Source organism: Bryobacter aggregatus MPL3, assembly GCF_000702445.1.
In the GTDB taxonomy this organism is placed as follows: domain Bacteria; phylum Acidobacteriota; class Terriglobia; order Bryobacterales; family Bryobacteraceae; genus Bryobacter; species Bryobacter aggregatus.
On the sequence record NZ_JNIF01000003.1, the window covers coordinates 1,652,158 to 1,664,647 of the forward strand.

Genomic DNA, 12,490 nt, shown 5'->3' on the forward strand with positions numbered 1-12,490 from the left:
TGTCCTACAGAACTGCCTTGTCGCGAAGAACGCACATCACTGTGCATTCGGCAACCAGTTCGTTGTTGACCCGCGCTTCGCCGCGCATCTTGGCGAGGGAGGAGCGCTTGGAGATGACGGTCATCTCGATGCGCAACTGGTCGCCGGGGACCACCGGCTTGCGGAACTTCGCGTTGTCGATCGAGGTGAGCAGCACCACTTTATTTTTCCGGTCGGGAATCTGGCTCAGCACGAGGATGCCCGCGGTTTGCGCCATGCATTCGACGATCAAGACGCCGGGCATCACTGGAAAGTCGGGAAAGTGACCCTGGAAATGAGGTTCCGTTGCCGTGACATTCTTCAATCCCACAACGCGCGTCTCCTCAAGTTCGAGGATGCGGTCGACTAACAGCAGGGGATAGCGATGGGGAAGAATCTCTTGGATCGCGAGAATATCGAGCTCAGGCATGCAAACAAGCTATTATAGCCGCCGATGGACCCTTTTCTTTCCTGGACACAAGCGAACCAACCGGAATGGATTGCTTTTCTCAAGGCAATGGTCGAAGTGGAGACCCCCAGCGGCGACGAGATGGCGATCACGCGCTTTGCCGATCTGCTGGAAAAACACGTCTCGGACATTGCAACCGTCAAGCGCGTGAAGGGCCCCGGCTTTGGGCCGCATCTGCTGTTGGAGTTTGATTTGCCGGGCGCAAAGAAGAAGGGGCAGATTCTCGGCCTCGCTCATTCCGACACCGTGCATCCCACCGGCACCTTGCAGAAATTCCCCTTTGCAGCGAAGGCAGGAAGGCTGTTTGGGCCCGGCGTGCTCGACATCAAGGGCGGCATCGCGCAGTTCGTATTTGCGGCGCGGGCGCTGCGCGCCTGGGGGATTCCGGTTGCGAAGAAAGTCGTCTTGCAGATCAACAGCGACGAAGAGGTTGGCAGCGATTCCTCACGCGCGCTGAGCGAAAAAATGGCGAAGCAATCGGACTATGTGCTGGTGGTTGAGCCCGGCACAGGCCTGAGCGGCAAGCTGAAAACCGCGCGCAAGGGCACCGGCGACTATAGCGTCCGGGTGAAGGGCATCGCAAGCCACGCCGGAGTCGATTTTCTGGCCGGGGCAAGCGCGATTGTCGAGTTGGCGAAGCAAATTGAAGTGATCGCAGGCTTTACGGATCTTGAGCGCGGCTTAACCGTGAACCCCGGCGTGATCCAAGGCGGCACGCGGACCAATGTGGTGGCGGCCGAGGCGCAAGTGGATGTCGACATTCGCATTGCGAGGCTGAAGGATTTTAACGCGCTCGACCGCAAATTCCGCAAGCTGAAGGCGATCGACAAGCGCTGCCAGATCACGGTGGAAGGCGGCCTGAACCGGCCGCCGATGGAGCGCAGCCAGGCGATTGCGGCGATGTTTGCCAAAGCACGCACGCTGGCGCTCGATCTCGATGTGAAGCTGGAGGAGTCTGCAACGGGAGGCGGCAGCGACGGCAACTTTACGGCTGCCCTTGGCGTGCCGACGCTTGATGGCCTCGGCATGGTGGGCGAAGGCGCACACACCCTACAGGAATGTCTGCTCCTCGACCGCGTTGCCGACCGCACCGCGCTACTGGCCAAGCTGATCGCCAATCTGTAGCCGTTATTTTCAGCACTCCCCGGTGATGACATCGAGGCGTCCCGTCGCGATCTCAAATTCGCCAACCTGTATGTGAATGGTCTTCTGGCATCCAACAATCCAGTTGGCGAAGATGGAGTGGTCATCTGACACGTTCCACATCGAATTCATCGATGTTGGCGTACTCAGGGTTCTTTGCACGGCAAGTCGCCCCATACACCAAGCAACCATGTCTGCGGCCTGCATTCCCGGATGAGCGTTAGATCCTGTCCAAGTAGGACAGCGCCAGAAGACCAGTCCGGAGCGGATGATTGAGCTTTAAGCGTTCAATGTGCTTTCGAAACGGCTCGTTCCTGTCGAAGTTCAAGTCGACTTGGCTTGCGATTTTAAGAGGAAGACTTGAGTACCAACGCAGAAGTGGAACGACAACAGCACGAGCGCAAACAAAATCAGGACTGTAAAGTTTTTTACGTTTGCTCCACTTTTGAAAGGCTTGCAGGTCAATGGTGCATGTGACAACAAGGATCCGCGATTCGTGGGTGTAGCATGCGAGCAAATCCGATGCGCCACTTATCGTCCACCGGATCTCGTTAGGATCGGGGCTTCTAAAGTTTCCGAGCTTCGGCATCAGATGCTTCATGTGCAAAGTATCGATCGCACCGCGTTCCATGAGGAGGGATCGCCATTGCTCATCAAACTCAACCCAATCATTGTTCAGTGCAGCAACGGCGCAGAGTGAGAGCGACTGACCGTCGCGCTTACTTCCATCCAGGAACGCTGTTGCGAAGGAGGGGCCAGGCAGAAGGGAATCCATTGGCGACCACCGTGAGTATAGCCAGGAGAGGCTGGCCCGCCTCATTTCTACCTCCGCCGCAATAGCAGTCCAGCAGAGGCAACCCGACGCCGCGGCCCACGCTAGCGCTATCCTGAAAATTTGCTCCAATTTTTGTTTGAGGTACCCTCTTGTCGAATCTCCCCTTAGCTGCCATCCGCAACGTGCGTCTGCAAAAGATCGCATCACTGCGTGAACTGGGCCTGAATCCCTTCCCATCGAAGAGCCACCGCTCGCATATGGCTGCCGCCATCACCAGCGACTACGACGCAAAAGAAGGCCAGCAGGTCACCGTGGCCGGCCGCCTGATGAGCTGGCGCAAGATGGGCGGCATGGCCTTCGGCAACGTGCAGGACCAGAGCGGGCAGATTCAAATCGCACTGCGCCGCGGCGAAATGCAAGGCACCGATGCAGCCAACGGCACCCTCGGCTTTGAGAACTTCAATCTGCTCGATGTCGGCGACGTCGTCGAGTGCACCGGCAAGGTGGGCAAGACCAAAACCGGCGAAATCTCGGTGATTGCCGATAGCCTGCGCATCCTCACCAAAAGCCTGCGCCCCTTTCCGGATAAGCATTTCGGCATCAAGGATCGCGAGATCATCCTGCGCAAGCGCTATCTCGACACCACCGTAAACCCCGAGAACCGCACCCACTTTGAACAGATCGCATTGATGCTGTTTGAGATCCGGCGCTTCCTCAATCTGAAGGGTTTTCTTGAGTTCAACACGCCGATCATCCAGCCGCAGTACGGCGGCGGCACGGCCAAGCCCTTCCTCACACGCGTCAATGCGCTGTCGACGGACATGTATCTGGCCATCTCGCATGAGCTGTATCTGAAGCGGCTGATCACAGCCGGCTTTGACAAGGTCTTCATCATCGGCCGCCACTTCCGCAACGAGGGCATCGATCGCAGCCACCATCCCGAGTTCGTGATGCTCGAGACCATGACGGCCTATGAGAACTACGAATACAACATGCGCCTCATCGAGGAGATGTTCCGCCACATCGCGGTGAATGTCTTCCAGCGGACCACCTTCCAGGTGAAGGGCCACGAGGTGGACTTTGCCCACGACTGGCCGCGTATCCGCATGACCGACGCTGTCCGGGACGCAACCGGCATCGATTTCACCGCCATCACTGACGTCGAGGTCGCAAACGCGAAGCTGGCCGAAATCGGCATTCACGATCCGCAACCGAGCGTCGGCAATGCGCTCGTGCGGGCCTTTGAAGAAAAGGTTGAAAAGACTCTCATCCAGCCGACCTTCATTTACGGGCACCCGATCGAGATCTCTCCGCTCGCCAAGCCCATGCAGGAAGACCCGCGCTACGTCGAACGCTTCGAGATCTTCATCGCCGGCATGGAATGCGGCGACAACTGGACCGAACAGAACGACCCTGTGCAATTGCTCAGCACCTGGAAGAAAGCCTTCAAGCCCGAGGATCGCGACGAGGGCGAATTCCATCCGCTCGACTACGATTTTGTCGAGACGCTCGAACACGCCATGCCGCCAACCACCGGCATCGGCCCGGGTCTTGAGCGCATGGCGATGATCTTCACCGGCCAGGAAGACATCTATGACGTGATCTTCTTCCCGATGATGAAGCCGCTGCTCGGCGAAGTGAACAAGGTGATCTTCGAGGTAAAGGACGAGGACGCAGCGCAGGAGAAGATCGATCTGCTGCTCGGCGCGGAAGAGTTCGAGGCGCTCTTGAAGCAGGGCAAGCTAAAGCCGCGTGGCGGAGCCGTCGCGCTCACGCCAGTCGAGACGACATGGGAGGGCCTGAAGCTGAAGCATGATGAAGTGACGGGCCTCTCGAATGGCGGCAAGGTCACTGTACGCGGGGCGGATATCGCAGGATTACTGGAGCAGTATTTTCCAGGTACGAGCGTAAAGCGCCGGCCGCTGGTGAAATCCTAAACGCGTTTGGAATTTTGCACTGGAAAAGGGCGTGTGCCACTACGGCATACGCCCTTTTCAGCTATGGACAGGCCAACCAACCATCCTCTGACCCTAGAAGCTGAAGGGAGACGCCTCAATTCCTGAAACAGGACGTGCAGCGCCCTATCTGACCTTGACAGTTGCGGTATCTCGTGAATTCCGGAGTGTCCTGACAATTGATGCCGCACACAACGCTGGATTCGGGCGCAGGTGTTTGAAGCCATGGTCATGACCTCCGAGAGGTGGTGCGCTTGCGGGAAGGACGGCAGGTGCAACCGACCACGGTGATTCTCGATAGCCGTGCCTTGCAAGCCCTGCAATCGACACCAGAAAGCGGAGCCCGAGCCGACTACGGCGGGGCAAAACGACGAAAGAGAACTAAGGTCCATATTGCCGTTGGCCTCGAGTCAAAGTGAATGACAGGCTCTAGCCGTGATGCCTCCATAGGTGGTCTACCTGATCAACAACTGGGAAGCTGAGTTTGCAAAGACCGGCGACCGAGGAGACCAGATGGACTACCACCAGAATGCCCGACTGACCATTCATCATCGAGAGCAACTTGCCCGGAAACGAACGTCAACGCCCAGACCGCAGCAAATGGGTCCAGCGTTTTCGCCCGCCGGGCTCTGCAGGCTTGGTCGATCGCAGTTCACGACCTCATCGATTCCGCTGCCTGTCGCGATCCTGGGATCAAGCATCGCTTCACAAAACCCGACACGCCACGCACCAACGACAAGGCCGAACACTTTCTTCAAACAGCGCTCAGAGAACGGGCTGATGCACGGCCCTACCAGGATTCCGCGGACCGATTCCGGGCTCTTGCCCCTGGCTCCACCAATACAACCAGCACAGACCACATGCGAGCCTGGGCCTGTCGCCTCCGATCAGCAGATCCCTACTTGAGAGGAATCCCTGTTGAGACCCCACACCTAGGCATCCGAGAACAGTGTACGGTGGCAGGCAAATTTCGTCATCCCACGCCACCAACTGAATCTATTCGGGGCATCGATTACTTGACACGGTATAGGCAAGCGGTCAAGGACAGATTGCCGGATTTCACGTTCACGGATGCAGGGCGACCCAACATCGTCATTGCCTGACGTAGAAGGTCTTCGATCTGCGGCTGCCCAATCGCTGCAAAACCTTCCAGTGCTGTTGAAGAAGAACTATTCGAGAACTAGCTCCCTCGCAGCACGCACTTCATCCTTCGAAATAGGCACTCAATTGTCTCCTAGGCTCCAAGCCGACAGAATTATTTGTCGGCTTGGAGCCTGGCTGCGTGATTCGCTGCTACAGCGTCGCCAATGCAACCAGCACTTCTTCCGCGTGACCAGCCGGCTTGACCTTAGAGAAGATCTTCGCAATCTTGCCCTCTTTATCGATCAGGAAGGTCGTGCGGTCAACTCCCATATACTTCTTGCCGTACATGCTCTTCTCCACCCATACACCGTAGGTCTCGGCGGCAGCGTGATCTACATCCGCAAGCAAAGTAAACGGCAGCTCAAACTTGTCGCGAAACTTTGCCTGCTTCTTAACTGGATCAGGAGAAATGCCAATCACCGTGGCATCGATCGATTTGTACTTTGCTGCCGTATCGCGGAACTCACAGGCTTGCACCGTGCAACCGGGAGTGTCGGACTTCGGATAGAAGTACAGAACTACATTCTTGCCCTGCAGGCTCGAGAGCTGCAGCTTTTCGCCGCTGTCAGTTTCGAGAGTGATGTCAGGAGCTTTTGCGCCTTCTTGGAGTGCCATATAGATTTAGATTGTGCCTCGGTTACTAGGAATCAGAAAATGGTGCCGCTTGAGAAATTCCGTGGTGCGCGGCGGCGTGGGATGCGTCACCAGACGGACGAGATCGGCGGGCGAATTCACAGAGAACCACTCGCGGCCAATCTCAACACTGCAATGACAACGCTGGGCGGCTTCCGTCAGTTGCTGGGTAAGATCGCTCCGGGTCCAATCAACAGTGTTCAGAAGAAATGGGGGGAGCTTCCGCAGACTGAGAGCATAGAAGGAGCCATCCTCAGTAGGACCGATCGCCAGATCGGCCGGAGATTCCAGCAGCTCTTGCAGGTAGGCCGGCGGTAGATTCGGCGAGTCGCTGCTCAACACGATCACCTGCTTGCGTCCTTCGGTCATGGCGGCGCTCACCGCGTCGAAGATCCGCTCCCCCAGATCGCCCTCGCCCATGAGGACACGCCGGTAGGGATAGTCGCGCCAGGCGTCGCTAATCAGATCGGTGTGCAGCTCGATGTCCGCCAAGCTGTTGTAACCCTTGAGCCAGTCGAGCACGTCTGCTACGAAGGAAAGGTGCAGTTCAGCGCTCTCGGCAGGAGTGAGAACAGGCTGGAGTCCGGTTTTTACTTGGCCCGGCACCGGTGCCTTCGCGAAAAGCAAGATGACGGGGAACATATGCTCATTGTAAAATTGAATCGCATGAAGAAGAGTACTCTGCTGACTTTCGGCGCGACTTCGTTGATGACCTTGTCGCTGGTATCGCTCCCGTCCGCTGCGGCTGACAAGGGTGATGCGGGGAAAGGCAAAGAAGTGTTCGAGCAGTGCTCTGTTTGCCACAACGCTGACACGGACGAAAAGAAGATGGGTCCGGCCTTGAAGGGTCTTTTCAAGAAAGAAAAGATGCAGAACGGCAAGAAGCCGACCGAAGAGAATGTCCGCGGTTTGATCAACAGCGGTGGCAATGGCATGCCCGCCTATGAAGAGTTGTTGAGCGCTGAAGAGCGCGACAATCTGATCGCCTATCTGAAGACACTGTAAATCTTACAGAACTTCACGCCAGCATTGCTTCAATCGGCCTTCTGTCTGGTACAATCAATAGCTGTGGCCGGTCCTCTGCGGCCACAGCAAACAATGCGTCCCCATCGTCTAGAGGCCTAGGACACCGCCCTTTCACGGCGATAACCGGGGTTCGAATCCCCGTGGGGACGCCACAAACAACTTCTTCCTTCTTCTCCTCTCTCCCTTCCTTTCGCGAATCTCCCTCGCTTCCTCCAATCGCCCAACCGGAACCAGCATCAGCAGCCTAGGCGCTCAAGCAACCCCTCACGAGCACACGACAGCAAATGCCTGACGTCCGCCGTAAAGCAAGAGAGCCCTTGCCACAGCGGATTCGATCGACAGATCACCAACCATCAAACTCACCAGATCCCTCCTCTACGCTGCCCAGCCTTAGAGTATTTATCAGAAATTCTGAATTTCAGTAATTTCATGCCCTGTGACCGGAAAAATATATTGTCGGTAGCGAAACGCGAACCGACTCGCACCTCAACTTTCTTTACTATTACTGACAAGTATTTTTGTCGGTAGCGAAAACTCTCATTTTGATTCACTCCAGAACACTCTCCCTCCTCACTCACGATCCTCCAAGAAATCCAAGATCTTTGGGGCGCAATCTGGAATCCTAGCAATATGCTCCAAGCTCGCATCGAGAACGGATTCGGAATTGAGAATGTGCAATGGGCCAAGGCCCCGTCACCCCAGGCGGGTCCCGGGCAAGTTCTGGTGCGGATGCGCGCCGCTTCTTTGAACTTCCGGGATCTCCTCTTGGCAACCGGGAAATATGATCCCAAGCTCCCGATGCCGCGCGTGATGGGCAGCGATGGCGCCGGAGAAGTGATTGGCCTCGGCGAAGGGACGAAGCGTTTTCGATTGGGCGACCGGGTGGCGGGAATTTTTATGCAGGGCTGGCTCGCCGGCCGCTATCGCGATTCCTATGCAAGCTCGGCTCTCGGGGGAGCGATTGACGGAGTGTTCAGCCAGGAAGTCGTGCTTGACGAGGAAGGGCTGGTTGCGATCCCCCAGCATCTGAGTTTTGAGGAAGCCGCGGCGTTGCCTTGTGCCGGAGTGACAGCCTGGAATTCCCTCTTTGCCAGCGGAGACCTGCGGTCCGGAGAGACAGTTCTCGTCTTGGGTTCCGGTGGCGTGAGTGTTTTTGCCTTGCAACTCGCAAAGGCAGCCGGAGCCCGGGTGATTGCCACCTCCAGTCAGCCGGAGAAAATGGAGATGCTCAAGGCAATGGGAGCCGACTGGGTGTTGAACTACAAAGAAGTGGCCGACTGGGGCAAGGTGATTGCGAAGGCTGGTGGTGTCGATCATGTGGTCGAGGTCGGTGGCGCTGGGTCTCTCGAGCAATCGCTACTTGCCGTACGCGGCGGAGGCAGAGTGAGTCTGATTGGAGTTCTTAGTGGCGCTGCCGGACCGATCAATATCGGAAGAGTGCTCCACAAGCATGTGACGGTGCAGGGAATCTATGTCGGTTCGCGCGAGATGTTTGAGGCGATGAATGCCGCGATCGTCCAGAACCACATCCGTCCCGTAATCGACTCTGTTTATGAAGGCGCCCAGATACAAGAAGCCCTGCGCCATATGGAGAGCGCAGGGCATTTTGGAAAGATTGTTTTGCGTCTCGACTAGATGTCGAGATTGCGTACATCGAGCGCATTCTCTTCGATGAACTTGCGGCGATTTTCAACATCGTCGCCCATCAGCGTCGAGAAGATCTCATCGGTCTCCACCAGATCTTTGAGATCGATGCGGAGCAGGGTACGGCCTTCGACATTCATCGTCGTATCCCACAACTGCTCAGCGTTCATTTCGCCAAGACCTTTATAGCGGGTGACGTTGATGTCGCGCGTGCCCTCTTCCTTCGTACGTGCCAATAGCGTGCGCCAGTCGCCTACTTCTTCACGGAATCCATTGTCTTTCACCATGAAGAAAGGCGGCTTGTTGAGAGGCGCGACAGCCCGGGCCAAAGCGCGGGTGCGGCGGTATTCGGGCGAGGTTGCCAGCTCAAGACCCACCACACGTTCTGCCTTGGTGGAATCCTGGAAGACCAAAGAATAGGTGGAGTGCTCTTCGTCTCTGACGATCTTCGACTCGAGCTTCACCTCATTCAGCAACTCCTGCAGCTTCAGCAGATTTGCTTCTTCCATGAAGTTCTCGCGTGAATCCAATTCCAGCGACTGCGAAAGCAGAGCTTCCACCACGCGCGCATCGCGCATCCGGCGCTCAGTGCGGATAGTGGCCTGCACCAGTTCGTCGAGTGAGGCGAGGAAGCCGCGCATTTCTGCGCCTTCTACCTTCTTACCTTCAATTTCGAGCGAGATGCTGTCGCTTGCGCGGCGCAGAATTTCCTTAGTGAAATCGGCTTCGTTCTTGATGTACTTCTCGCTCTTGCCCTTCTTGATGAGGAAGAGCGGCGGCTGCGCAACGAAGACATGGCCGCGGTCGATGAGCGGCTGCATGTGGCGATAGAAGAAAGTCAGCAACAGCGTCCGAATGTGGCTGCCGTCGACGTCGGCGTCGGTCATGATGATGATCTTGCCGTAACGCAGCTTGGCAAGATCGAAATCATCTTTGCCAATGCCAGTACCCATCGCAGTGATCATGCAACGAATTTCTTCGTGGCCGAGCATCTTGTCGTAACGGGCTTTTTCAACGTTCAGAATCTTACCGCGCAGCGGTAAAATTGCCTGATAACGGCGATCGCGTCCGCCTTTGGCGGTGCCGCCTGCCGACTCGCCCTCAACGAGGAAGAGTTCGCAACGGGTGGGATCTTTTTCCTGGCAGTCAGCAAGCTTTCCGGGGAGACCGACACCATCAAGCGCGCCTTTGCGGCGGGTGAGATCGCGTGCTTTGCGAGCCGCTTCGCGGGCTCGTGCCGCATCGATGGCCTTGCCCACAATGCGCTTCATCACGGCAGGATTCTTGTCGAAGTATTCCTGCAGTTTTTCGTTGATCACTTGCGTGACCTGGCCGCTGATGTCGCTATTGAGCTTGCCTTTGGTCTGGCCTTCAAACTGGGGCTGCGGCAGCTTGACGCTGATGACGGCGGTGAGGCCTTCGCGAACGTCGTCGCCGCTTAGTTTTTCTTTGACATCTTTGAAGAGGCCGGCCTGCTCGCCCGCCCAGTTGATGGTGCGCGTGAGAGCCGTGCGGAAGCCGGTGAGGTGTGCACCGCCATCCTTCGTATTGATGTTGTTCGCAAAGCTGAATAGAGTTTCCGAATAGCCGTCGTTGTACTGGAAAGCGATTTCCATATAGACGCGGCCCTGGTCATTGGCCATGTCCCGCTCGCCCTCAAAGTAGATGGGCTTCTCGTGCAGAACCTGCTTGCCTTTATTCAGATGCTTGATGAATTCGGCAATGCCGCCTTCGTAGAAGAACTCGTGCGCCTTGGGCGGATCTTCCCGCTCATCGGCGATGTTGATGCGCAGTCCTTTGTTCAAAAACGCGCGTTCGCGCAGACGCTGCGAGATGGTGTCGAAATTGAATTCGACCGTGTCCATCACGGTGCTGTCTGCCTTGAAGGTGATCTTTGTTCCGGTTTTCTTGCCAGACTTGCCGGTGGCCTTGAGCGGCGCTTGCGGCACGCCCTGCCGGTAGTCCTGCTCCCAGGTCTGGCCGCCGCGCCAGATCTCGAGGTGCAGCCATTCGCTCAGCGCGTTAACGCAACTGACGCCGACGCCGTGCAGGCCGCCGGAAACTTTGTAGCTGTTGGAATCGAATTTGCCGCCCGCATGCAACTTAGTGAGCACGACTTGAGCAGCTGAAACGCCCTCGCCCGCGTGGATATCAACCGGAATCCCGCGCCCGTCATCCCAGATCGAAATCGAGTTGTCCAGGTGGATGACGCAGTTGATTTCCGTACAGTGGCCGGCCAACGCCTCGTCAACGGAATTGTCGACGACCTCATAGACGAGATGGTGTAGACCCATCTCTCCTGTCGAGCCAATGTACATCGCGGGGCGCTTGCGCACCGCCTCGAGGCCTTCCAGAATCTTGATACTAGTGGAATCGTATGTCGGGTTATCAGCCATTTGAGCTTGTTTCGGTTGGGAGACGGTCAGATGCGCATCGGCATCACGACGTAGCGATAGGTGTAGCCTACCTCTCCAGCCTTCTTATCTCCATCACCCGCAGCAGCGGGACGCATCTCTCCGGCGCTTTGCGCGTCGTTGAACAGGAAGCTGAGAGCGCCCTCAGGAGTGGCGCCCAGGAAATCGAGCAAGTATTGGGCATTGAAGCCAATGTCGGTGGCAGGTCCGTTGTATTCGATCGCGATCGTCTCTTCGCTCTCGCCGGTGTCGGACATCGACGAGAAGACCTTCATTTCGCCATCGGCGAACTGCAGGCGGATCGCTTTCGAACGTTCTTCAGAGAACTGGCTGACACGCTGGACAGTGGACTTCAGCTCATCTTTGCCAAGCCAGACCTGATGGGTCTGGGTCTTCGGCAGAACACGATCAAAATCGGGGAAGTTGCCCGTGAGCTTGCGGCTCAGCAGCAGACGGTCGCCCAACTGGAAAAACAGGTGATTGTCATCACCGCTGAACTGGAGCGTTGCGCCCTCAGCAGCGTCCGAGGAGAGCTTGAGCAGCTCCGTCATTGCCTTCTTCGGCAGCAGCGTCTTGTAGACGCCTTCGACGCTCGGATTGGATACTTTGTTTTCGACTAGCGCCAGGCGATGGCCATCGGTGGCCACCATCGTCAGCGCCTTGTCGGTCATCAACAGTTGCGAACCGTTGAGGGTGAAGCGGCTCTCTTCGCTGGAGATCGCAAAGATCGTCTTCTGGATCATCTGCGACAAGGTCGAGGCCGGAATCTCGCCCAGCGGCGCGGGCATGGCCGGAAGTTCCGGATAGCTCTCGCGCGACATGCCGGCGATCCGCGAACGGGAACGCCCGCAGACGATGTTCGCCCACTGGTTGTCCATCATCTTGAAATTCACTTCGGCGTCCGGCAGCAAGCGGATGTAATCCAGCAAGCGCCGCGCGGGCAATGTGCCCGAGCCGGCTTTGATGATGCGCGCAGGGCAGGAGCAACGAACTCCCAGTTCCAGATCTGTCGCCGTTAAATGAATGACCCCTTCGCCCGTCTCAATGAGGACGTTCGACAGAATTGGGATCGTTGTCTTCTTTTCAACTACACCTTGAGAGAGATTTAACTCTCTGACCAGGTCCGATTGCTTTACGCTAAATTCCATTCGTTGGTGGTCCTTGCCCGACGCTTTCCGGAAGTACTACAAGAAGACAAGATATCTATGTATTCTCTAGAACCGTAATAGTAGGTGCTGCGGAAATGTGGATATCTCTCTAAATTATACAA

The 12,490-nt window shown here is 56.7% G+C and carries 11 protein-coding genes, 1 tRNA gene and 1 pseudogene; 7 read left to right on the top strand and 6 right to left on the bottom strand.

Annotated elements, in window-relative coordinates:
• Nucleotides 1-4: 4 nt before the first annotated feature.
• Nucleotides 5-448, bottom strand: coding sequence for a 3-hydroxyacyl-ACP dehydratase FabZ (gene fabZ, locus M017_RS0107900; protein WP_031497141.1), 444 nt, complete (start codon nt 446-448; stop codon nt 5-7).
• A 24-nt stretch (nt 449-472) separates the two neighbouring features.
• Here fabZ and M017_RS0107905 point away from each other — a divergent pair, with 24 nt between their 5' ends.
• On the top strand, nt 473-1,612 hold the full coding sequence (locus M017_RS0107905) for a M20 family metallopeptidase (protein WP_031497142.1): 1,140 nt from the start codon (nt 473-475) through the stop codon (nt 1,610-1,612).
• A 238-nt stretch (nt 1,613-1,850) separates the two neighbouring features.
• On the opposite strand, the gene M017_RS0107915 is transcribed toward M017_RS0107905, so the two are convergent.
• Complete coding sequence (locus M017_RS0107915; RefSeq protein WP_155121303.1) at nt 1,851-2,405, bottom strand: hypothetical protein; 555 nt, start codon at nt 2,403-2,405, stop codon at nt 1,851-1,853.
• Between the two features lie 149 nt (nt 2,406-2,554).
• Between M017_RS0107915 and lysS the strand changes: the two genes are divergently transcribed.
• From lysS to M017_RS30195, 3 genes and pseudogenes are all read left to right on the top strand, one after another.
• Entirely contained in the window at nt 2,555-4,342 is a 1,788-nt protein-coding gene (gene lysS, locus M017_RS0107920; protein ID WP_051669624.1) for a lysine--tRNA ligase, read from the top strand.
• 580 nt (nt 4,343-4,922) lie between these two features.
• A complete protein-coding gene (locus tag M017_RS30650; protein WP_162179859.1) occupies nt 4,923-5,141 on the top strand; it encodes a leucine zipper domain-containing protein in 219 nt (72 codons plus the stop codon).
• Nucleotides 5,038-5,282, top strand: a pseudogene (locus M017_RS30195) (integrase core domain-containing protein); the annotation flags it as partial. The gene M017_RS30650 and the pseudogene M017_RS30195, both read left to right, overlap by 104 nt.
• A gap of 371 nt (nt 5,283-5,653) precedes the next feature.
• Here the strand turns inward: M017_RS30195 and bcp are convergent.
• A complete protein-coding gene (gene bcp / locus M017_RS0107925) occupies nt 5,654-6,118 on the bottom strand; it encodes a thioredoxin-dependent thiol peroxidase (protein WP_031497146.1) in 465 nt (154 codons plus the stop codon).
• Between the two features lie 6 nt (nt 6,119-6,124).
• On the bottom strand, nt 6,125-6,778 hold the full coding sequence (locus tag M017_RS0107930; RefSeq protein WP_031497148.1) for a TIGR04282 family arsenosugar biosynthesis glycosyltransferase: 654 nt from the start codon (nt 6,776-6,778) through the stop codon (nt 6,125-6,127).
• A gap of 24 nt (nt 6,779-6,802) precedes the next feature.
• Between M017_RS0107930 and M017_RS0107935 the strand changes: the two genes are divergently transcribed.
• The 3 genes from M017_RS0107935 to M017_RS0107945 all read left to right on the top strand — a co-directional run bounded on the left by M017_RS0107935 (nt 6,803) and on the right by M017_RS0107945 (nt 8,797).
• On the top strand, nt 6,803-7,141 hold the full coding sequence (locus M017_RS0107935; protein WP_051670589.1) for a c-type cytochrome: 339 nt from the start codon (nt 6,803-6,805) through the stop codon (nt 7,139-7,141).
• 97 nt (nt 7,142-7,238) lie between these two features.
• Nucleotides 7,239-7,314 (top strand) — tRNA-Glu (locus tag M017_RS0107940).
• A gap of 478 nt (nt 7,315-7,792) precedes the next feature.
• Nucleotides 7,793-8,797 carry a zinc-dependent alcohol dehydrogenase family protein gene (locus M017_RS0107945; RefSeq protein ID WP_031497150.1) on the top strand — a complete coding sequence of 335 codons (1,005 nt, stop codon included), beginning with the start codon at nt 7,793-7,795 and terminating at the stop codon, nt 8,795-8,797.
• Here M017_RS0107945 and gyrB read toward each other — a convergent pair.
• Both gyrB and dnaN read right to left on the bottom strand, forming a co-directional pair.
• A complete protein-coding gene (gene gyrB, locus M017_RS0107950) occupies nt 8,794-11,202 on the bottom strand; it encodes a DNA topoisomerase (ATP-hydrolyzing) subunit B (protein WP_031497152.1) in 2,409 nt (802 codons plus the stop codon). The genes M017_RS0107945 and gyrB overlap by 4 nt on opposite strands.
• A 26-nt stretch (nt 11,203-11,228) precedes the next feature.
• A complete protein-coding gene (gene dnaN / locus M017_RS0107955) occupies nt 11,229-12,368 on the bottom strand; it encodes a DNA polymerase III subunit beta (RefSeq protein ID WP_031497154.1) in 1,140 nt (379 codons plus the stop codon).
• Nucleotides 12,369-12,490 lie beyond the last annotated feature (122 nt).